This window comes from Apilactobacillus zhangqiuensis (assembly GCF_019656215.1).
Taxonomy (GTDB): Bacteria; Bacillota; Bacilli; order Lactobacillales; family Lactobacillaceae; genus Apilactobacillus; species Apilactobacillus zhangqiuensis.
In genome coordinates, this window is record NZ_BPLK01000002.1 from 208,901 (window position 1) to 229,152 (window position 20,252).

The following is a 20,252-nucleotide window of genomic DNA, read 5'->3' on the forward strand; positions in this document are numbered from 1 at the left end:
GAGGGTATAAATAATATGGCTAGAAAAGCATTAGTTGTAAAAAGTGAACGTCCTGCTAAATTCTCAACAAGAAATTACACTCGTTGCGAACGCTGTGGTAGACCTCATTCAGTTTACAAGAAGTTTCATTTATGCCGTCTATGCATCAGAGATCTTGCGCACAAAGGCCAAATCCCTGGTATGAAGAAGGCAAGTTGGTAAAATTAACTATAATTAGATAGGAGGTCTACGTTAATGTCCATGACAGATCCAATCGCTGACTTATTAACTAGAATTCGTAACGCCAACATGGCTCGTCACGATTCAGTTGAAGTTCCAGCTTCAAAAATCAAAAACAACATTGCTGAAATCTTAAAACGTGAAGGTTTCGTACGTGATGTTGAATACGTTGAAGACGACAAACAAGGCGTTATCCGCGTATTCCTAAAATATGGTAAGAACAATGAACGTGTTATCACTGGTTTGAAACGTATTTCAAAACCAGGTCTACGTTCATACGTAAAATCTGATTCAATTCCTAAGGTATTAAATGGTTTAGGTATTGCAATTATCTCAACTTCTGAAGGTGTTATCACTGATAAAGAAGCTCGTGCTAAAAAAATTGGTGGAGAAGTATTAGCATACATTTGGTAATACTTTTTGCTTGAATTGGAGGTGTAATGAAATGAGTCGTATTGGTTACAGAAAGATTGTTTTACCTGAAGATGTTGAATTATCAACTGAAGGTAACAACGTAACTGTTAAAGGTGCTATGGGTTCACTAACTCGTGAATTCTCACCAATTATCAAGATGAACGTTAATGATAACGTTGTAACTTTTGAACCAGCAGTTAGATACGATAACAAGACCCGTGCAATGCACGGTACTATGCGTGCTAACTTAAATAACATGGTTGAAGGTGTATCAAATGGTTTTACTAAGACACTTAAGCTAGTCGGTGTTGGTTACCGTGCTCAAGCTAAGGGTTCTGTCTTAGAATTAAACGTTGGTTACTCCAACCCTGTTGAAATTGAAATCAATGATGATCTTAAGGTTGAAACTCCAGATAGTTTAACTATTACTGTCAGCGGTATCAACAAAGAACACGTTGGTGACTTTGCAGCTCGTGTTCGTGCTGTTCGTTCACCTGAACCTTACAAGGGTAAAGGTATTCGTTACGAAAACGAAGTTGTACGTCGTAAGGAAGGTAAGACAGGTAAGTAATGAGGTAGATCTCATTGCTTAACTATTTTAATTAATATTTAAGAGGTGACTATTTTGATTAATAAACCAGATAAAAACAAGACACGTCAACGTCGTCACTTGCGTGTCCGTAACAAAATCTCTGGTACTGCTGTGTGCCCACGTTTGAACGTTTACCGTTCTAACAAAAACATCTACGCTCAAGTTATTGATGACGTAGCGGGTGTTACGCTTGCTAGTGCCTCAACTCTAGACAAAGAAGTTAACGGTTCAAACAAGACTGAACAAGCATCATCTGTTGGTGCTTTAGTTGCCAAACGTGCCGTTGAAAAAAATGTTAAAAATGTTGTTTTCGACCGTGGTGGTTACTTATACCATGGACGTGTACAAGCTCTTGCTGAAGCTGCGCGTGAAAACGGACTAGAATTTTAATAAAAGGAGGAATAACCGCAATGGCTGAATTTATTGATCCAAATAAATTAGAACTTGAAGATACTGTCGTATCAATCAACCGTATTACTAAGGTTGTTAAAGGTGGACGTCGTCTACGTTTTGCTGCTTTAGTTGTTGTTGGTGATAGAAATGGTCACGTCGGATTCGGTACTGGTAAAGCTCAAGAAGTTCCAGATGCTATCCGTAAGGCTGTTGAAGATGGTCGTAAGAACTTAATTAGTGTTCCTAAGGTTGGTACTACTATTCCTCATGAAATTATCGGTACTTATGGTGGTGGTAAGATCATGTTAAAACCTGCTGAAGAAGGTTCTGGTGTTGCCGCTGGTGGTGCCGTTCGTTCAGTTATGGAATTAGCTGGTATTGACGATGTTACAAGTAAGCGTTTAGGTTCAGATACTCCAATCAATGCTATTCGTGCTACTTTTGAAGGACTAAAAGCATTGAAGAGTGCAGAAAAAGTTGCTACTTTACGTGGCGTTTCTGCTCAACATTTAGCAGAATAAGGAGGGGTTAGAAGATGGCTCAATTAAAGATTACTTTAACTCACAGTGCAGAACACCGTCTCCCCAAACAACGTAAAATTGTTAAGGCGCTAGGTTTAGGTCGTATTAACAGTACTGTTGTTAAACCTGACAACGAAGCAACTCGTGGAGCATTGTTCCATATCGCACACTTAGTTAAAGTTGAACAAGTTAAGTAATAAATAACAAGGAGGTGCACTTCAAATGAAATTACATGAATTAAAAGCTTCCGAAGGTTCACGTTCATCAAGACAACGTCTAGGTCGTGGATTAGGAAGTAAAGGTAAGACTTCTGGTCGTGGACAAAAGGGTCAAAAGGCTCGTAGTAAGACACGTGTTGGATTCGAAGGGGGCCAAATGCCTTTCTACCGTAGAATTCCTAAGCGTGGTTTCACTAACATTAACCGTAAGGAATACGCTATCGTTAACTTATCTACTTTAGATCAATTTGACGACGGTGTTGAAGTTACACCAGAAACTTTAATGGAAGCTGGTATCGTTAAGAGTGCCAAGGACGGAATTAAGATTCTAGGTAACGGTGAACTTAACAAGAAGCTAACTGTTAAGGCTAACAAATTTTCTGATGCTGCTAAATCAGCTATCGAAAATGCTGGCGGTAAGATCGAGGTGATCTAAATGCTATCAGCCTTGAAAAACGCTTTTAAGGTAAAAGATATTAGAAATAAAATCATGTTTACTTTGGGAGTATTGATTGTTTTTAGATTAGGTGCTTATATTACAGTTCCTGGTATAAATGCTAAAGCACTCCAAAGCGTTGCTTCATCTGGCTTGGTTAGCATTTTAAACACCTTTAGTGGTGGTGGATTAACTAACTATTCACTATTTGCTATGGGTGTTTCACCATATATTACTGCGCAAATCATAGTTCAACTATTACAAATGGACATCGTTCCTCGTTTTGTTGAATGGAGCAAACAAGGTGACGTGGGTAGACGTAAGTTGAACCAAGTTACTAGAATACTTACAGTATTTCTTGCTTTCGTGCAGTCTATTGGAATTACAGCCGGATTTAACACTTTAAGCAGTTTGAACCTTGTTCAAAATCCTGGTCCTGCTACTTATTTGAGTATCGGTTTGATTTTAACCGGTGGTTCAATGTTAACAACTTGGATGGGTGACATGATTACTGATCGTGGTATTGGTCAAGGTGTTTCAATGATCATCTTCGCCGGTATCATCGCAAGAATTCCAACAGGAGTTCAACAATTATATAAGGAATACATCGTTGGAGATACTTCTTCACAATTATGGCCTTCTATCTTATTCTTAGTTGCGCTATTCGTTGTAGTTCTAATAATTGTTACTTTTGTTACCTGGTTCCAACAAGCTGAACGTAGGATTCCAATTCAATATACTAGAAGAGAAACAGGCGCGGGTGACAATAGTTACCTACCTTTAAAGGTTAACGTTGCCGGTGTTATCCCTGTTATCTTCGCCAGTTCGTTTATCTCAACACCACAAGCAATCTTGCTTTTCTTTGCAGGTAAACATTCTGGAGATGGTTGGTACCAAGTATTGAGTAACGTATTTAATATGCAAACTCTTTCAGGTGCTACCTTATACACTGTATTAATTGTTGTCTTTACATTCTTTTATGCTTTTGTTCAAGTTAACCCTGAAAAACTTTCAGAAAACTTACAAAAACAAGGAAGCTATATTCCAGGTGTTTGGCCAGGAAATGGAACTCAAACTTACGTATCAAAAGTCTTAATGAGACTTAGCGTAGTTGGAGCCCTATTCCTAGGAATTGTTGCTTTAATTCCTTTAATTGCACAAAACGTTTGGAGCCTAGACGAATCCATCGGTTTAGGTGGTACTAGTTTACTAATTGTTGTTGGTGTTGCCATCGAAACAATTAGACAAATTCGTGGTTTAATGATGAAACAAGAATATGTAGGATTCATTCAATCACCTCGTCCAAATGATTTATAAAAGTGTGAATGGAGGTAATTAAATATGTCAATGAACTTAATCTTAATGGGGCTTCCTGGAGCTGGTAAAGGTACACAAGCTGAATCCATTATTGAAAATTATGGTATTCCACATATCTCTACTGGAGATATCTTTCGTGCCGCTATAAAAGACCAAACTGAAATGGGATTAAAGGCAAAACAATATATTGACAAAGGGAACTTGGTTCCTGATGATGTAACATGTGGAATTGTTAAAGATCGTCTTGCACAAGATGATACTAAAAAAGGATATATGTTAGACGGCTTTCCTAGAACTATCGATCAAGCAAATGCTTTGCAAGAAATTTGTAAAGAACTTGATCGTCCATTGGATGCTGTTATAAATATTGACGTTGACCCTAAAGTTCTTGTTGATCGACTTTCTGGTAGATTTATTTGTAAGAACTGTGGTGCCACTTACCACAAGCTATACAAAATGCCAAAAGTTGAAAATACTTGTGATATTTGTGGTGGCCATGAATTTTATCAACGTAGTGATGACAAGCCTGAAACAGTTAAGAACCGTTTAGACGTAAACATCAAGATGAATACACCATTAATTGATTTTTACAAAGAACGTAACTTATTATTCACTGTTGATGGTGGTCAAGATATTGATGATGTTACTAAAGACATTGACAAAATACTTAAGCAATTCTAGTAATTGCTTCTGCGGCTAGCATTGTTGCTGGAAGTATGTTTGTGTGATAAACTAACCCATGTGTATTTGCGATTAGCTACATGGCGGTCTTTGTCGATAATATCTTGGCATTTGGCTAACTTTATGTAGTAATCGTATTTTTCGAGGAGGAAAATTCTTTGTCTAAAGATAATGTTATTGAAATTGAAGGTAAGGTTAGTGAAACCTTACCAAATGCTATGTTTCGTGTTGAACTAGAAAATGGTCACGAAATTTTAGCTCACGTTTCCGGTAAGATTAGAATGCACTACATTCGTATCTTACCTGGTGATCGTGTCACAGTTGAAATGTCACCATATGATTTAAGCAAGGGACGTATTACTTACCGTTATAAGTAAGGATACTGTCTTGAAGTATAGGAGGGTTATATAATGAAGGTTCGTCCATCAGTAAAACCAATGTGTGAAAATTGTAAAGTAATTAAGAGAAAAGGCCGTGTTATGGTCATTTGCTCAAATCCAAAACATAAACAAAGACAAGGTAAGTAATTTTATATAAACAGGAGGTGTGTTTGAATGGCTCGTATCGCCGGAATTGATTTACCACGTGATAAGCGTATCGTTATTGGTCTAACTAGCATCTTTGGAATTGGTCAAAGCAGAGCTGCTGAAATCCTTTCAAAGGCTGGCGTTTCAGAAGATGTTCGTGTTCGTGATCTAACTCCAGACCAAGAAGATAAAATCCGTGAAGTTGTTGACAATTACAAAATTGAAGGTGACTTACGTCGTGAAGTAAGAATGAATATCAAGAAGCTTCAAGAAATTGGTTCTTACCGTGGAATGCGTCACCGTCGTGGTTTACCTGTTAGAGGTCAACACACAAAGAACAACGCCCGTACTCGTAAGGGTAAAAAAGTAACTATTGCTGGTAAGAAAAAATAATAAATAAAGGAGGTTAGTAAATCATGGTTCAAAAGAAAGGTTCTCGTAAGCGTAGAGTAAAGAAGAACATCGAATCTGGTGTTGCTCACATTCACTCTACTTTTAATAACACATTAGTTATGATTACCGACATGCAAGGTAATGCAATTGCTTGGTCATCTGCTGGTGCTTTAGGATTCCGTGGAAGTCGTAAATCAACTCCATTTGCTGCACAAATGGCTTCAGAAGCCGCTGCTAAGACAGCTATGGAACATGGTATGAAGACTGTTGAAGTTGCTGTTAAAGGTCCTGGTTCAGGTCGTGAATCAGCTATCCGTGCACTTCAATCAACTGGTTTAGAAGTTGCTGCTATTCGTGATGTTACTCCAGTTCCACATAATGGATCTCGTCCTCCAAAGCGTCGTAGAGTTTAATTTATTCTCATCTCTGTATGATGGACTAATTAATATTTAACTCAGAGCGTTTTGAAAGGGGTAGAAGATAAGAATGATTGAATTTGAAAAACCTAATATTCATAAGATTGATGAAACTGATAATTATGGAGAAGTTGTTGTTGAACCACTAGAACGTGGATACGGAACAACTCTTGGAAACTCGTTGCGTAGAATTTTACTTTCATCTTTACCTGGTGCAGCCGTAACTAGCATTCAAATTGATGATGTTTTACATGAATTTTCTACAGTACCTGGTGTTGTAGAAGACGTAACTCAAATTATTTTAAATGTTAAGAAGATTTCATTGAAGTTGGATGCCGAAGATGGCGAAGACAAAGAAATGGAAATCAATGTTACAGGTCCAGCTCAAGTAACTGCTGGAGACATTCAGGCTGATGGTGATGTAACTGTCTTAAATCCAGACCTACACATCGCTACAGTTGCTGAAGGTTCTACATTCCATATGAGAATGACTGCAAACAAGGGTCGCGGATATGTTTCTGCTGATGAGAATAAGGCTCGTAATGATGGAATGCCAATCGGTGTCTTACCAGTTGATTCCATTTATACCCCAATCGAACGTGTTAATTATCAAGTTGAAAACGCACGTGTTGGTCAAAGATCTGACTTTGATAAGCTAACTCTTGACGTTTGGACTGATGGTTCCATCACTCCTAGTGAAGCAATTAGTTTAGCAGCTAAGATTCTAAATGACCATCTTGCTATGTTTGTTGATCTTACCGATGAAGCCAAAAACACTGAAGTTATGGTTGAAAAGGAAGAAACACACAAAGAAAAGATGCTTGAAATGACAATTGAAGAATTGGACTTATCAGTTCGTTCATACAACTGTTTGAAGCGTGCAGGAATCAACACTGTTCAAGAATTAACCAACAAAAGCGAAGCAGACATGATGAAGGTTCGTAACTTAGGACGTAAGTCACTTGTTGAAGTAAAGAATAAGTTAGAAGCCCTTGGATTGTCATTGCGTAAAGAAGATTAGTATAAAGGAGGATATCCATTTATGAGTTACCGTAAATTACAACGTACTAGTGCACACCGTCGTTCATTACTACGTAACCTAACTACTGACTTGTTAGTAAACGGTGAAATTAAGACCACTGAAGCTCGTGCTAAAGAAGTACGCTCAACTGCTGAAAAGATGATTACTCTTGGTAAGCGTGGAGATCTTCATGCTCGTCGTCAAGCTGCAGCATTCCTACAAAACGTAGTTGCTGATGCTAAAGAAGATGGTGATGACGTAACTGTTACTACTGCATTACAAAAGCTATTTGATGAAATTGCTCCTAAGTATGCAGAACGTAACGGTGGTTACACTCGTATTCTAAAGACTATGCCTCGTCGTGGTGACGGTGCATCAATGGTTATTTTACAATTAGTTGATTAATTAATCGTAAACTTAATTAAATAGTAACAACAAATCACTAGGGCTATTGATATAAAGCGTTATGATGATGGGCAAGCCCCAAGTCTAGCTTGAATGGAGCTTTGCTTCGCATCAATAGCCTATTAGTGATTTTTTTATACATATTTTTAAACGGGGTGAATGAAGTGTCTAGTAAGATTATCAATGTATCAAACCTAAAATTTAAATATACTGATTCAACCAACTTTGCTGTAAATGATTTATCCTTTGATATTAATGAAGGTGAATGGGTATCCATTATTGGAAAAAATGGTAGTGGTAAATCAACACTAATTAGCTTACTAGATGGTTTATTAAAAGCCCAAAGTGGCAGTATCAAAGTTGATGGAATGGAATTGAACGAAGATACTGTTAATGACATAAGAGATAGAATTGGAATCGTTTTCCAAGATCCTAACAACCAGTTTGTGGCATCGACTGTTGAAGACGATATCGCGTTTGGTTTGGAAAATAGAAACATGCCACAAGTGGAAATGAAAACTGCTGTTGAAAAAGCACTAACCGATGTTGATATGTTGGATTATGCTAAGAAGGACCCAACCAGATTATCTGGTGGGCAAAAGCAACGTGTTGCTATTGCAGGTATCTTAGCAATTAATCCAAAGATTATTATTTTGGATGAAGCTACCAGTATGTTAGATCCAAAAGCAAAATACTTAATTACAAATTTGATTAATAAGGTTAGAACAAAGTATAATTTAACTGTATTATCGATTTCACACGATATTAATGAAATTGAAAAATCAGATCGTACTGTTCTAATTCGTGATGGAAAGATGGTATTAGACACAACACCACAAAAACTATTTACGAAGTTAGACAATGTCGAGGAATATGGTTTGAAGCTACCTTTCTCAGAACAACTCCGTTTGAGATTAAAAGAAGAGGGCTTTGATATTTCTGATGACTATTTGAATGACGAGGAGATTGTAGAATGGATAACGCAATACTATTCAAAAATGTAAGCCACGTATATCAAGAAAACACGCCATTAGAATTTCATGCTCTAGAGGATGTCTCATTAAAAATTAAGAGTGGCTCTTTTGTTTCAATTATCGGTAAGACCGGTAGTGGAAAATCCACTCTGATTAAACATATTAACGCTTTACTTAAACCAACTAGTGGTAGTGTCACAGTTGGTGATAAGGAAATTACAAATCGAACAAATAACAAACACTTAAAGCCATTACGTCAAAAGATTGGAATGGTTTTCCAGTTTCCAGAACAACAATTGTTTGCTGAAACGGTTGAAGAAGACATTGCATTCGGTCCAAGTAACTTTGGTGTTACCGGAGATAAACTAAACGATACTGTGATGCACGCAGCCGACTTGGTTCAGTTAGATTACGACTTATTGAAAAAGTCACCATTTGATTTATCAGGTGGTCAAAAGAGAAGGGTAGCGATTGCTGGCGTGCTAGCAATGAAGCCGGAAATTTTAGTATTGGATGAACCAACTGCTGGCTTAGACTTAGAAGGTCAACAATACATTTTGGATTTAATCAGAAGACTTAACCGAGAAGAAAACATGACAATCGTTTTAGTCAGTCATCAAATGGATGACGTTGCTAAATATTCTGATCGAGTGGTTGTGATGAGTGGGGGCAAAGTTGTCAAAAAGTGTTACCCCGACGAACTATTCACGGATGTTGAGTTCTTGAATAAGTATGATTTACAAGTGCCTGAGACTGTTAAGATTACCAAGGATTTGGCTGATAAAGGTGTAAAACTAGATAAATTATCTTTAGACGCGGACGAATTAATTAACGGCATCATTAATAAATTAAGGAATGAAGATAAGGATGAATAACTTTATATTTGGAAGATACCTTCCTGGTAACTCACTGATTCATAAATTAAATCCAGCTGCCAAGATGTTAATTGCATTTGCCTATATCATCGTGGTTTTCTTTGCCAACAACTTAATTACATACGCCGTGATGGCAGCGACAGTATTGTTATTCGTCTTGCTTTCAAGATGTTCTTTTGGATACTTTATCAAGGGATTAATGCCTATGCTATGGGTAATTATCTTTACTGTCATGATTCAGGTATTCTTTGGATCAGGTGGTCATGTGTACTTTTCATGGGGGATTGTAAGATTAACTAGTTACGGAATTTTAAACGCAATCGTATTAACAATTCGTTTCATGTTAATTATCGCAATGTCGACAGTGTTGACACTAACAACATCACCATTGGAAATATCACATGGTATTAGTGCGTTATTGAAGCCACTAAAGAAGTTTAAGTTTCCAGTTGAAACTTTCTCTTTGATGATTTCAATTTCATTGAGATTTGTTCCAACATTAACGGATGAAACCAAACTAATCATGGATGCCCAACGTTCTCGTGGTGTCGACTTCGGTGATGGGGGGGTAATCAAACGGGTTAAAGCGTTTGTCCCATTATTGATACCTTTGTTTGTGAGTGCATTTAAACATGCTGATGATTTAAGTATCGCGATGGAAGCAAGGGGATATCAGACTAACAAACAACGATCTCACTTCCATACATTTAAATGGAAAACAAATGATTTTGTATGCATGCTATTAATTTTAGTCATGGCGATAGTTATATTTATATATAGGAGTTAGATAATAGAAATGTCATATCGTTATAAAATCACGATGGCTTATGACGGGACCGACTTTTATGGTTTTCAACGTCAGCCAAAGAAAAGAACCATCGAAGGAATCTTGACCAAGATTGTTAATAAGATGGCCAAAAATCCGGATCCAGCAATTACTGTTTATGGTTCAGGGAGAACAGATGCAGGGGTTCACGCATTAGGGCAGGTCGCTCATTTTGACTTTCCATACGACCTACCTGAAGAAAACATGCTAAAGGCGTTAAATAGCATGCTACCTTTGGATGTTCAAATCAAAAAGGTAGAAAAAGTTCCAAATGACTTTCACGCTAGATACGATGTATCAGGGAAGAGATATATGTACCGAATGGATATGGGTGAATTCCGTAATCCGTTCAAACGTAGATATACAGCTCAATGGCGTTTTCCTGTTGATATTGAAAAGATTAACATTGCACTAAAGGACCTAATTGGTGAACATGACTTCACAAGTTTTGTAGCATCAGGTTCTTCAGCTAGAACCAACGTTAGAACTATCTACGAAGCAAAATGTCGAATCGATGAAAAAGAAAATGAATTGATTTTCGAATTTTACGGTAATGGATTCCTATATAACATGGTAAGAATCATGGTAGGGGTTTTAGTTGAAATTGGTTCAGGCTCAAGGGATGTACATGATATTTTAAGACTATACAAAGTTAAGGATCGAACTCAAGCAAGAAGAACGGTTCCCGCTAGCGGACTATACTTAAAACATGTATACTATGAAGGAGATGATCCTGCTCATCCTACAAAACTACCTCATCATCAAAGATGATTTTAGGTTGACTTTATAATTAAAAAATTGTAGTATAAAGCATGGTATTGTTTGCCCCACAATAAGCCCCGGAAACTTATATTGGTGTCGAACAAACACAGAAACATGGAGGAAGATTAAAGTGCGTACAACATATATGGCAAAACCAGGTGAAGTAGAACGCAAGTGGTACATCATTGACGCAACTGATATCAGTTTAGGTCGTCTATCAACTGTCGTTGCTTCTATTTTACGAGGAAAAAACAAGCCAACATTTACACCTCATGTAGATACTGGCGATAACGTTATTGTTATTAATGCTTCAAAAGTTGCATTAACAGGTCGTAAAGCTAGCGATAAGCTATACTCCCACCACACAGGTTATTTAGGTGGTCTAAAACAAAAAACTGCTGGTCAAATGTTAAATGATACTCCAGACAAGTTAGTAGAAACATCAGTTAAAGGTATGCTACCAAGTGGTACATTAGCTCACAAGCAATTACTACACTTACACGTATACGCTGATGCTAACCATGCTCACCAAGCACAAAACCCTGAAGTATTAGACATTAATAACCTAATTTAAGGAGGAAACTTAATTGGCTCAAGTACAATATCGCGGCACAGGCCGTCGTAAAGACTCAGTAGCCCGAGTAATTTTAGTACCCGGTACTGGTAAAGTTGTTATGAACAAAAAGGATATTGAAGATTACATTCCATTCCCTAACTTAAGAGCAGTGGTAATGCAACCATTCAATGTTACTGAAACATCAGGTAACTACGATGCTTTAATCAATGTTAACGGTGGTGGTTTCTCAGGACAAGCTGGTGCAGCTCGTCACGGAATCGCTCGTGCATTGCTAGAAGTAGATCCTGACTTCCGTGCTTCATTAAAGAGTGCCGGTTTATTAACTCGTGACGCTCGTATGAAAGAACGTAAGAAACCAGGTCTTAAGAAAGCTCGTAAAGCTGGTCAATTCTCAAAACGTTAAGATACACTTATCTTTCTGTTTTCAAAAGAACTTCCCGTGTGGAAGTTCTTTTTTTATACATAAGTGGACTTATTAATTAAAATAGTGTTTAATATTCAATGTTGTTTTATATGAAAGTAAAATTTCAAAGAGGAGATGATGATCATTAGAAATAAGGCTTATAGGATGAACATCTTATCCGTGTTTATCGCAATAATTATCGTACAAACCAGTATTCCTGGATTAGGAAATATTCCAATCGGACCACTTAGCGTTACAATTATTCCAATCACTGTTGCATTAGCAGCGATTATCTTAGGAACTAAGGATGGGTCAATCATCGGTGGTATTTGGGGATTAATCACATTTGTTCGCGCTTTTTGGTGGCCAACCAGTCCATTGGCAATTTATGTATTTACAAACCCACTAGTATCAATCCTACCTAGAATTCTAGTTGGTTTAGTTGCTGGACTTATTTTTAAACGTCTATACAAACCCAATAAGCCATATCGTATGTATATGTCAATAACTGGCTTTGTTAGTTCGCTGGTGAATACCGTTGTGTTATTAGGTTTGGTTTATGCATTTTATCGTGGGGATGCATTTAACATTTACCACATTAACGTTGATCAACTACTACCATACTTATTATTTGTAGCCGCAACTAACGGTTTAGTTGAAGCATTTCTATCAGCCACATTAGTACCAGTAATAGGTTCACCATTATTAAAGATAAGAAAAAGCACTGATGAATAATATCATCAGTGCTTTTTTATTATTTTTCTTCATCTTCAGTGGCTTCACTGTCTTGGTTTTTACCCTTTGAGTTGTGAGGTCCTTCTTTTACCATGGTAATGTTCTTGTTGTTAATAACAATCTTTCCGTGGTATTTATCCTCTAATGCAGGATCGGTAGTTTGAAAACCAATCATGTATGAGTTGTTGTATCCTTTTTCAATGATTCCTTGGAATTTCTTCTTTTCTAGCATGAATGAAACTTGGTCACCTACATCAAATGGTGACTTGTCATTGCTTGTTAATTTATCTTTTACCAAAAGCATACATCTCCTAACTTATACCTTAAAATTACAGAAAAATGAGTCATTTGTCAATTAAACAATATTTACGTTAAAATTTGATTTTCTTTTTTTTAGCAAATAGTTTAGAATATTAAATAATATAAGGAGAGATTCTGTGAGTAAAAGAAGATATCGAAAAAGAAGAAAGAAGAAAACATCTAACTTTGGATGTCTTATTTTTATTTTGATCGTTGGAGTGCTGTTATTCGCAGGGGGAATGAAGATATTTGATCGAATTTACACGTATGACTCCTATACACAACAGAACGTGTTAAAGAAGCATCGTAAGTTCATCAACTCATTATTACCTGCGGCAAATGACGTACAAAGACGTTACAACATCCTGGTTAGTATCAGTTTGGCCCAAGCGATTCTTGAATCTAACTGGGGAACTAGTCAATTATCTACTCAATATAATAACTTGTACGGTGTTAAAGCGTCTGGAAACCAACCATCTGTGAATCTTTCTACCCAAGAGTTTGTAAATGGCCAATTTATCACCATTACTGGTCGTTTTAGAGTATATAGTAATTGGGCTGAATCTGTTGAAAGCCACGCGTTATTGCTCGTAAATGGGACTGATTGGAACCCAAATCAGTATAAGGATGTAATTGACTCAGATAATTACGTTGCTGCTGCCAAGGGACTACAAGTTGACGGATATGCGACTGATCCAACTTATCGCAATAAGATTATTGAAATCATCCGTAAATACAAGTTATATCAATATGATAAACAAACAACCACTACAGGAGGAACATCAAATGAAACTACTGGAAGATAAAATTAAAGAAGTCGGACGTGTACTACCAGGGGATGTATTAAAAGTAGATGCATTTCTAAACCATCAGGTTGATCCTAAATTGATGGCTGAAATGGGTAAGGAGTTCGCCAGACTATTTAAGGATGATAATATTACCAGAATCGTAACTGTTGAATCTTCCGGAATTGCTCCTGCAGTAATGGCTGGATTATACATGGATGTACCAGTTGTATTTGCTAGAAAACATAAAAGTCTAACACTAACAGATGACGTATATACTAGTGAGGTATATTCATACACTAAACAAACAAGTAACCAAATTAGTATCGATAAAAGATTTATTCAACCAAATGACCATTTATTAATCATTGATGATTTCTTAGCTAATGGCCAAGCCGTTCAAGGATTATTGGACGTTGCTAAGCAAGCTAACGTATCAGTTGATGGAATTGGTATCGTAATTGAAAAATCATACCAAAAGGGGCATGATTTGATTGAAAAGACAGGGATTCATCTAGAATCACTTGCGAGAATTAAATCATTAGATAACGACAAAGTCACTTTTGTAGAAGATTAAAAAGAGTCGGCATAATTTGCCGACTTTTTTATTTGGTGCTAAATGAAAATATGCACAGCTATGATATAATTAAACTATATATAAATTTGAGAGGATTGTGTTTTTTGTGCCAGTAAACGATTTAATTTCAGGAATGAATGATAAACAAAAAGAAGCAGTATTATGTACCGAAGGTCCTCTATTGATAATGGCCGGTGCAGGTAGTGGTAAGACCCGTGTCTTAACCCATCGCATTGCTTACTTAATTGAAGAAAAGAACGTATTGCCATGGAACATCCTAGCAATCACTTTTACTAACAAAGCAGCTCGTGAAATGAAGGAACGTGTTTCTAACCTACTAGATTACGGTGGAAACGACGTATGGATTTCTACTTTCCATGCTCTATGTGTCAGAATTTTAAGAAGACATATTGATAAGATTGGATTTAACCGTGCATTTACCATTGCCGGTAGTAGTGAACAAAGAACTTTGGTAAAGAGAATTTTAAAGGACTTTGATATTGATCCTAAGAAGAACGACCCAAGAGCAATTCTTTCAGCTATTTCAAACGCTAAAAACGATTTATTAGACCCAATTCAATACAGCGAATCAATCGACCACAACAGTCCATTTGAAGAAACTGTATCAAAAGTTTATGACGAATACCAAAAGCGTCTTCACGGAAACCAAGCATTGGATTTTGATGACTTAATCATGTTAACTATCCAATTGTTTGAATCCGATAAAGAAACATTGGAATACTACCAAAACAAATTCCAATACATCCACGTTGACGAATACCAAGATACCAACGAAGCCCAATACAAGCTAGTTACTATGCTTGCCAAGAAGTATAGAAACATTTGTGTGGTTGGTGATTCAGATCAAAGTATTTACGGTTGGCGTGGTGCTAACATGAACAACATCTTGAACTTCCAAGATGACTACAACGAGGCTCACACAACATTACTTGAACAAAACTACCGTTCAACTAAGAATATCCTAAGTGCTGCTAACGACGTTATTCAAAACAACGTAGCTAGAAAAGCTAAGAATCTTTGGACTGAAAACAAAGAAGGGGACAAGGTTTCATACTACCGTGGCCAAAGCGAAATTGATGAAGCGCGTTTCGCAGTTACCCAAATTCAAAAGATTATGGATGAAAAGCATTACTCATACAATGATTTTGCCATCCTATACCGTACCAACGCTCAATCACGTATCATTGAAGAAACACTTCTAAAGTCAAACATTCCATACAACATTGTTGGTGGACACAAGTTCTACGACAGAAAAGAAATCCAAGACATCTTGGCTTATCTAACATTAGTCGCTAACCCAAGTGATTCAATGAGTTTAGAACGTATCATCAATGAACCAAAGCGTGGAATCGGTGCTTCAAGTGTTGATAAACTAAGAGTTTTCGCTGGCGAAAATGGTTGGTCAATGCTAGAAGCTGCCAAGAATGTTGAATTAAACAACACACTTTCAAGTCGTGCTAGAAACTCAATTGCCGACTTTGCCAATGTGATGACTAAGATTCAAAAGGTTGCCAAAGAAGGAAGCGTAACTGATGTTGCACAACACGTATTGGATGACACTGGTTACTTAGCTGAATTGAAAAAGACCAATTCTCTTGAAAACAAGGCACGAATTGAAAATATTGAAGAATTTATTTCAGTAACTCAACAATTCGACACTAACAGAAGCGAAGAAGACAACGAAGATGGTAACGAACCATTAACTGACTTCTTAGCTGATTTAGCCCTAGTTTCCGCACAAGACGACGTTGAAGAAAACTCTCCACAAGTTACCCTAATGACACTTCATGCTGCCAAGGGTCTAGAATTCCCAGTCGTATTCTTAATGGGAATGGAAGAAGGAATCTTCCCACTAGGGCGTTCAATGGAAAATGAAAAGGAACTAGAAGAAGAACGTCGATTAGCTTACGTAGGAATCACTCGTGCGCAAGAAAAACTATTCTTAACCAACGCATTTTCAAGAATGTTATATGGTCGTCGTCAAACCAATCCTGAATCTCGTTTTGTAAACGAAATTTCACCAGAATTAATTGAATCTGAAAATAACTTTGCACAAAGCAGTACTGTAAAGACTCCATTTGATTCCAATAGAAGCCAACGTAATGCTCGCTTTGCTCAACAACGTGCTTACAAGCAACCAGCTAAGAGGGTACAAAAGCCTGAAGGTACTGGTGCTGACAAGAAGGCATGGACTGTTGGTGACAAGGTTGAACACAAAGCCTGGGGTACAGGTACAGTTGTGAAAGTTAATGGTACTGGTGAAGATATGGAATTAGATATCGCATTCCCAGACAAGGGATTAAAGAGACTATTAGCTGCATTCGCACCAATTCAAAAAGTTCAATAGAGGTGAGCTAATTGACTGATCAAAATAACGATATTCAAACTGAATACAACCAATTAAAAGACCAATTAAAACAATGGAGTCGTCAATACTATCAAGAAGATAGTCCAAGCGTAGAAGATTATGTTTACGACATGAACTACCGTCGACTTCAAGAAATCGAAGCTAGCTATCCTGATTTAATTGCTAGTGATTCACCAACCCAAAACGTTGGGGGGCAAACTTTGCCTGGTTTCAATAAGGTCAATCATGAAATACCAATGCTTTCTTTGGGGGATGTCTTCTCTGAAGAAGAATTAAAGGACTTCATCGACCGATTGGATAAGAACTATCCAGAAGTCACTGAGTATAACTGTGAGTTAAAAATCGATGGTTTAGCAATTTCACTTCGCTACGAAAACGGAATTTTAGTTCAAGGATCAACTCGTGGAAACGGAACAATTGGTGAAGACATCACCAATAACCTAAAGACGATTGAATCAATCCCACAAAAGTTAACTCGTCCAATTGATATTGAGGTTCGTGGTGAATGCTACATGCCTAAATCATCTTTTGTGAAGTTAAACGAACAACGTGAAAAAGATGGTGAATCTGTGTTTGCCAATCCACGTAATGCCGCTGCTGGAAGTCTAAGACAACTAGACTCTAAGGTTACCGCTAATCGTAAGCTAAGCACCTTTATGTACAACGTTGCTAACTATGATGATTTACAAACTAATACCCAAGCGGGATTGCTGGAAGAACTTAAGGAATTAGGTTTTACCATTAATCCCACATACCGTGTGATTAAGAACATGGATGATGTGCATGAATATATACAATATTACACACAACGTCGTGACGAACTAAGCTATGGTATTGATGGAATTGTTATTAAGGAAAATGATTTATCCTTACAAGAACAAATCGGAACGACTGTGAAGGTTCCAAAGTGGGCAATTGCCTACAAGTTCCCACCAGAAGAAGTTGAAACTAAACTACTAGATATTGAATGGACTGTTGGTAGAACCGGTGTTGTTACACCAACAGCCATTATGAATGAGGTTAAATTGGCAGGTACTAAGGTATCTAAGGCATCATTGCACAACCCCGATTATCTAGAAGAAAAGGGTGTCCGCATTGGCGACACTGTGAAGTTGCACAAGGCCGGAGATATCATTCCAGAAATTTCTGAATATATCCCAAGTAAGCGTCCAACTGACAGTGTGGAATACGTCATTCCAACCACTTGTCCATCATGTGGTGACAAACTCGTTCATTTAGATGAAGAAGTTGCTTTGAGATGTATTAATCCCAAATGTCCTGCTCAGTTAAGTGAACAAATTAATCACTTTGCTTCTAGAAATGCGATGAACATTGATGGATTGGGACCAAGAATTGTTCAACAACTATTCGATCGTCACATGTTAGACGATTCCGCCAGCTTGTATAAATTAACTCAAGAAGAGCTTGAAACTTTAGACAAGTTTGGTAGTAAATCTGCAACCAACTTGTTATCGGCAATTGATAATAGCCGTAGCAATTCTGTAGAACGTTTACTATTTGGTTTAGGAATTAGACATGTCGGTGCTAAAGCTGCCAGAATCATCTCTGAACACTTTGGCGACATGGATAGTTTAATGCAAGCGAGTGCTGAAGACATTGCTGAGATTAACGGAATGGGCCAAACAATCGCTGACAGCATTGTGACTTACTTCGAAAATCCCGAAGCACAAAAGCTAATTGATGAATTCAAGTCAGTCGGTGTTAACATGCAATATCTAGGCGCTACCCAAGCTGATATTGATACTTCTGACTCACCAGTTGCTGGCAAGACAATGGTATTAACAGGAAAACTTTCAGAATGGACTCGTCCCAAGGCTAGTGAATGGTTGGAAAACCACGGTGCTAAAGTTACTGGAAGTGTTTCTAAGAAGACCGACGTTTTAATCGCCGGTGAAGATGCCGGAAGTAAGTTAACAAAGGCCCAAAGCCTCGGCGTAGATGTATGGACCGAACAAGATTTTATTGCTGTAGTTAATGAAACTAAGTAATTTGTGGAGGAAAGCAAATTGAAAAAATTAAATGTTTTATTTGTAGCACTACTAAGTGCATTAGTGTTAGCAGCTTGTGGAAGTAGCGATAATAGCAGTTCATCTGGTACTCAAGTTATTTCTCAAACTAATAGCAATTATTATCAAGGTGTAATTAAGAACGGTCACTACCTAACAAGTAAATCCAGAGGGGTTTCTGTTCAACAAAATGACAACCAATTAAACCTAAAGGGTTTTGAAAATGGATTACTAAGTATCTCAAAGGATCAATTCCCAACAGATACATATATCCTACAAGAAGGCCAATATATTGACACTAGTACTGCTGAAAATTGGTTAGATCGTAAGAGCAAAAAGAATCCGGAAGGATTAAACCCAGAAGGTAGTGACACCAAGGAGCCACTATACTTACAACAAATGGATGAACAAGATTTTATGGAACAAAGTCATGGTTCTCTAAAAATTAAGGGAATGACTGTTGGTCTAGGAATCAACTCCGTTTACTACTACCGTAAGGAAGCTTATGGTGCCGTTTACCAAAAGAAATTAAACGATAGTGACATTGAAAAACAAGGTAAAGAAATTGCTAACAAGGTATTACAACGTTTAAGACAAAAGAAGGACCTAAAGAATATTCCAATCGTGATTGCTTTGTATAAACAAGCATCTAACGATAGTTTAGTTGGTGGTAACTTCTTCGCTTACTCAGTAAATGACTCTGGTTCAACCAGTGTTGATAACTGGAAATCACTAGACATTAAGAACTATGTTCTACCAGATAGTTCAACCAGTGAAGTCAATAGTAACGATGAAGATGCTTTTGAAAACTTCAAGAACCAAGTACAAAAGTTCTTCCCTAACCTAAGTGGTGTTACAGCTCAAGCACATTATGTTGATGGTAGCCTACGTGGTTTACACGTTAACATCACCACTCAATTCTATGGACAAAGTGAAATTATTAGTTTCACTCAATATGTAGCTGCAACAGCTAAGAAATACTTACCAAACAGTATTCCAATTGATATCCAAGTTAGTTCTTCAGAGGGGATTCAAAGTTTCTTATCAAGAAAAACTGGATCAAAGAATTTCTATACTCACGTTTTTACCAGTTACTAATGTGAATGTGTTAAAATATTGATAGCATTATTATCAAATATATATAAGAAAGAGGGAACAACGATGTCTGAAAAAATTAGTAAAGAGACAGTAAGTCACGTTGCTTCATTGGCAAAGCTAGAACTAACCGATGAACAACTACCATACTTTACTGACCAATTAGGTAGTATCATGGGAATTTTTGATTCCTTAAATGATGTAGATACTAGCAATGTCGAACCAACATTTAGTGTTACAGATCAAATTAACGTTATGAGAGAAGATGTTGCTGATAATTGGGGACAAAGGGATGCTTTATTAGATAATGCACCGGATGTTTCCGACGGATTAATTAGAACACCTACAATCATTGATGAAAGCGGGGACTAGTG

The 20,252-nt window shown here is 37.2% G+C and carries 29 protein-coding genes; 28 read left to right on the plus strand and 1 reads right to left on the minus strand.

Features of this window, described 5'->3' with window-relative positions; all coding sequences use genetic code 11:
- Positions 1 to 15 precede the first annotated feature (15 nt).
- From K5Q07_RS02305 to K5Q07_RS02410, 22 genes are all read left to right on the plus strand, one after another.
- Entirely contained in the window at positions 16 to 201 is a 186-nt protein-coding gene (locus tag K5Q07_RS02305; RefSeq protein WP_034531514.1) for a type Z 30S ribosomal protein S14, read from the plus strand.
- Between the two features lie 33 nt (positions 202 to 234).
- The gene (gene rpsH, locus K5Q07_RS02310) at positions 235 to 633 is read left to right on the plus strand and encodes a 30S ribosomal protein S8 (RefSeq protein WP_034531516.1); all 399 of its coding nucleotides are present in this window, start codon (positions 235 to 237) and stop codon (positions 631 to 633) included.
- Positions 634 to 664: 31 nt separating this feature from the next.
- Complete coding sequence (gene rplF / locus K5Q07_RS02315; RefSeq protein ID WP_220729380.1) at positions 665 to 1,204, plus strand: 50S ribosomal protein L6; 540 nt, start codon at positions 665 to 667, stop codon at positions 1,202 to 1,204.
- Between the two features lie 54 nt (positions 1,205 to 1,258).
- Positions 1,259 to 1,615, plus strand: a complete 357-nt coding sequence (gene rplR / locus K5Q07_RS02320; RefSeq protein ID WP_080695536.1) for a 50S ribosomal protein L18 — start codon at positions 1,259 to 1,261, stop codon at positions 1,613 to 1,615.
- Positions 1,616 to 1,635: 20 nt separating this feature from the next.
- Entirely contained in the window at positions 1,636 to 2,139 is a 504-nt protein-coding gene (gene rpsE / locus K5Q07_RS02325; RefSeq protein ID WP_034531520.1) for a 30S ribosomal protein S5, read from the plus strand.
- Positions 2,140 to 2,153: 14 nt separating this feature from the next.
- A complete protein-coding gene (gene rpmD, locus K5Q07_RS02330; protein WP_034531522.1) occupies positions 2,154 to 2,336 on the plus strand; it encodes a 50S ribosomal protein L30 in 183 nt (60 codons plus the stop codon).
- 25 nt (positions 2,337 to 2,361) lie between these two features.
- On the plus strand, positions 2,362 to 2,793 hold the full coding sequence (gene rplO / locus K5Q07_RS02335) for a 50S ribosomal protein L15 (protein WP_054606794.1): 432 nt from the start codon (positions 2,362 to 2,364) through the stop codon (positions 2,791 to 2,793).
- Positions 2,794 to 4,110 carry a preprotein translocase subunit SecY gene (gene secY, locus K5Q07_RS02340; RefSeq protein ID WP_220729381.1) on the plus strand — a complete coding sequence of 439 codons (1,317 nt, stop codon included), beginning with the start codon at positions 2,794 to 2,796 and terminating at the stop codon, positions 4,108 to 4,110. It abuts the gene before it with no gap.
- A 30-nt stretch (positions 4,111 to 4,140) separates the two neighbouring features.
- The gene (locus K5Q07_RS02345; RefSeq protein ID WP_155443811.1) at positions 4,141 to 4,791 is read left to right on the plus strand and encodes an adenylate kinase; all 651 of its coding nucleotides are present in this window, start codon (positions 4,141 to 4,143) and stop codon (positions 4,789 to 4,791) included.
- Between the two features lie 158 nt (positions 4,792 to 4,949).
- The gene (gene infA, locus K5Q07_RS02350) at positions 4,950 to 5,168 is read left to right on the plus strand and encodes a translation initiation factor IF-1 (protein WP_034531529.1); all 219 of its coding nucleotides are present in this window, start codon (positions 4,950 to 4,952) and stop codon (positions 5,166 to 5,168) included.
- Between the two features lie 33 nt (positions 5,169 to 5,201).
- The gene (gene rpmJ, locus K5Q07_RS02355; protein WP_034531530.1) at positions 5,202 to 5,318 is read left to right on the plus strand and encodes a 50S ribosomal protein L36; all 117 of its coding nucleotides are present in this window, start codon (positions 5,202 to 5,204) and stop codon (positions 5,316 to 5,318) included.
- A gap of 27 nt (positions 5,319 to 5,345) precedes the next feature.
- The gene (gene rpsM, locus K5Q07_RS02360) at positions 5,346 to 5,711 is read left to right on the plus strand and encodes a 30S ribosomal protein S13 (RefSeq protein WP_034531532.1); all 366 of its coding nucleotides are present in this window, start codon (positions 5,346 to 5,348) and stop codon (positions 5,709 to 5,711) included.
- 23 nt (positions 5,712 to 5,734) lie between these two features.
- Positions 5,735 to 6,124: a 30S ribosomal protein S11 gene (rpsK, locus tag K5Q07_RS02365; protein WP_034531534.1), complete on the plus strand. Its 390-nt coding sequence runs from the start codon at positions 5,735 to 5,737 to the stop codon at positions 6,122 to 6,124.
- 73 nt (positions 6,125 to 6,197) lie between these two features.
- Complete coding sequence (locus tag K5Q07_RS02370; RefSeq protein WP_034531535.1) at positions 6,198 to 7,148, plus strand: DNA-directed RNA polymerase subunit alpha; 951 nt, start codon at positions 6,198 to 6,200, stop codon at positions 7,146 to 7,148.
- Between the two features lie 21 nt (positions 7,149 to 7,169).
- Positions 7,170 to 7,553, plus strand: a complete 384-nt coding sequence (gene rplQ, locus K5Q07_RS02375; protein ID WP_034531537.1) for a 50S ribosomal protein L17 — start codon at positions 7,170 to 7,172, stop codon at positions 7,551 to 7,553.
- A 176-nt stretch (positions 7,554 to 7,729) separates the two neighbouring features.
- Complete coding sequence (locus K5Q07_RS02380) at positions 7,730 to 8,557, plus strand: energy-coupling factor transporter ATPase (RefSeq protein WP_220729433.1); 828 nt, start codon at positions 7,730 to 7,732, stop codon at positions 8,555 to 8,557.
- Entirely contained in the window at positions 8,527 to 9,402 is an 876-nt protein-coding gene (locus K5Q07_RS02385; protein ID WP_220729382.1) for an energy-coupling factor transporter ATPase, read from the plus strand. Before K5Q07_RS02380 ends, K5Q07_RS02385 begins: the two co-directional genes overlap by 31 nt.
- Positions 9,395 to 10,189, plus strand: a complete 795-nt coding sequence (locus tag K5Q07_RS02390; protein WP_220729383.1) for an energy-coupling factor transporter transmembrane component T family protein — start codon at positions 9,395 to 9,397, stop codon at positions 10,187 to 10,189. The genes K5Q07_RS02385 and K5Q07_RS02390 overlap by 8 nt, the downstream gene beginning before the upstream one ends.
- A gap of 9 nt (positions 10,190 to 10,198) precedes the next feature.
- Positions 10,199 to 10,999 (plus strand): tRNA pseudouridine(38-40) synthase TruA, encoded by an 801-nt coding sequence (gene truA, locus K5Q07_RS02395; RefSeq protein WP_251067621.1) that lies wholly within the window; start codon positions 10,199 to 10,201, stop codon positions 10,997 to 10,999.
- A gap of 121 nt (positions 11,000 to 11,120) precedes the next feature.
- Positions 11,121 to 11,564 (plus strand): 50S ribosomal protein L13, encoded by a 444-nt coding sequence (rplM, locus tag K5Q07_RS02400; protein WP_034534424.1) that lies wholly within the window; start codon positions 11,121 to 11,123, stop codon positions 11,562 to 11,564.
- Positions 11,565 to 11,577: 13 nt separating this feature from the next.
- Positions 11,578 to 11,970, plus strand: coding sequence for a 30S ribosomal protein S9 (rpsI, locus tag K5Q07_RS02405; RefSeq protein WP_034531546.1), 393 nt, complete (start codon positions 11,578 to 11,580; stop codon positions 11,968 to 11,970).
- A 138-nt stretch (positions 11,971 to 12,108) separates the two neighbouring features.
- Complete coding sequence (locus tag K5Q07_RS02410) at positions 12,109 to 12,705, plus strand: ECF transporter S component (protein WP_220729384.1); 597 nt, start codon at positions 12,109 to 12,111, stop codon at positions 12,703 to 12,705.
- A gap of 19 nt (positions 12,706 to 12,724) precedes the next feature.
- Here the strand turns inward: K5Q07_RS02410 and K5Q07_RS02415 are convergent, their stop codons facing one another.
- The gene (locus tag K5Q07_RS02415) at positions 12,725 to 13,003 is read right to left on the minus strand and encodes a hypothetical protein (RefSeq protein ID WP_081006809.1); all 279 of its coding nucleotides are present in this window, start codon (positions 13,001 to 13,003) and stop codon (positions 12,725 to 12,727) included.
- Positions 13,004 to 13,142: 139 nt separating this feature from the next.
- Here K5Q07_RS02415 and K5Q07_RS02420 point away from each other — a divergent pair, with 139 nt between their 5' ends.
- The 6 genes from K5Q07_RS02420 to gatC all read left to right on the plus strand — a co-directional run bounded on the left by K5Q07_RS02420 (position 13,143) and on the right by gatC (position 20,250).
- A complete protein-coding gene (locus K5Q07_RS02420) occupies positions 13,143 to 13,811 on the plus strand; it encodes a glycoside hydrolase family 73 protein (RefSeq protein WP_251067622.1) in 669 nt (222 codons plus the stop codon).
- Positions 13,792 to 14,367, plus strand: a complete 576-nt coding sequence (locus tag K5Q07_RS02425; RefSeq protein WP_220729385.1) for a xanthine phosphoribosyltransferase — start codon at positions 13,792 to 13,794, stop codon at positions 14,365 to 14,367. The genes K5Q07_RS02420 and K5Q07_RS02425 overlap by 20 nt, the downstream gene beginning before the upstream one ends.
- Positions 14,368 to 14,473: 106 nt before the next feature.
- On the plus strand, positions 14,474 to 16,735 hold the full coding sequence (pcrA, locus tag K5Q07_RS02430) for a DNA helicase PcrA (protein WP_251067623.1): 2,262 nt from the start codon (positions 14,474 to 14,476) through the stop codon (positions 16,733 to 16,735).
- Between the two features lie 11 nt (positions 16,736 to 16,746).
- Positions 16,747 to 18,765 carry an NAD-dependent DNA ligase LigA gene (gene ligA / locus K5Q07_RS02435; RefSeq protein WP_220729386.1) on the plus strand — a complete coding sequence of 673 codons (2,019 nt, stop codon included), beginning with the start codon at positions 16,747 to 16,749 and terminating at the stop codon, positions 18,763 to 18,765.
- An 18-nt stretch (positions 18,766 to 18,783) separates the two neighbouring features.
- Positions 18,784 to 19,881 carry a CamS family sex pheromone protein gene (locus K5Q07_RS02440; RefSeq protein WP_220729387.1) on the plus strand — a complete coding sequence of 366 codons (1,098 nt, stop codon included), beginning with the start codon at positions 18,784 to 18,786 and terminating at the stop codon, positions 19,879 to 19,881.
- Positions 19,882 to 19,944: 63 nt separating this feature from the next.
- Positions 19,945 to 20,250 carry an Asp-tRNA(Asn)/Glu-tRNA(Gln) amidotransferase subunit GatC gene (gene gatC / locus K5Q07_RS02445; protein WP_034531556.1) on the plus strand — a complete coding sequence of 102 codons (306 nt, stop codon included), beginning with the start codon at positions 19,945 to 19,947 and terminating at the stop codon, positions 20,248 to 20,250.
- The last annotated feature ends 2 nt before the right edge of the window (positions 20,251 to 20,252 follow it).